The organism is Myxococcus sp. AB056 (genome assembly GCF_006547365.1).
Lineage (GTDB): Bacteria > Myxococcota > Myxococcia > Myxococcales > Myxococcaceae > Myxococcus > Myxococcus virescens.
Genome location: NZ_VHLB01000212.1, coordinates 1 through 568 on the forward strand (window position 1 = coordinate 1; position 568 = coordinate 568).

Here is a 568-nt window from a genome sequence, read left to right on the forward strand (position 1 = left end):
GACTTTCGAGTCGCGTCAGGTCAACCAGGTCAACGTTTCCGAATAACAATCTAGTGACTTACTCTGGGCTTGCTGTTTGGTTTTGAAGGACTGAGTCGAAGCGACTTGGCTCTTTGAGAATGAAGGACGCTGTAGGGTTTGCCGACGCGGTGGCCTCCTGGGCCTATAGCTCAGCTGGCTAGAGCGCGCGCCTGATAAGCGCGAGGTCGGTGGTTCAAGTCCACCTAGGCCCACCATTTTCCTCCCAGAGAGGAGGAAAGCGGTGACGCGCGCCCCATCAGCTCCACACACGTTTTCCTGAAGTCTAGGAAGCGTTCTTTGACAAGTGCATACGAAGGGTAAGTTCAATTTCTGCTGAGAGAAGTTCTCGCAGAAGCCCTGACGAAAGTACCCAGCCGACGCCGTGAGGCGAAGGTGAGGGGAAGGAAGTCAGGTGCTTTTAATCAAGCGTAAGTAACAAGAAGTCTTCCAGGCTTGCTGCGAAGAGCAGGAGTCTGGGCCTTGGTTTCGAGTTTCGACAATCCGCCGGGAGGCGGGCGTGAAACAAGAGATTAGGGCAAGTAAGCTA

The 568-nt window shown here is 54.0% G+C and carries 1 tRNA gene; it reads left to right on the top strand.

The features are described from left to right. Nucleotides 1–159: 159 nt before the first annotated feature. Nucleotides 160–236, top strand: a tRNA-Ile gene (locus FMP39_RS37185). Nucleotides 237–568: the final 332 nt, after the last annotated feature.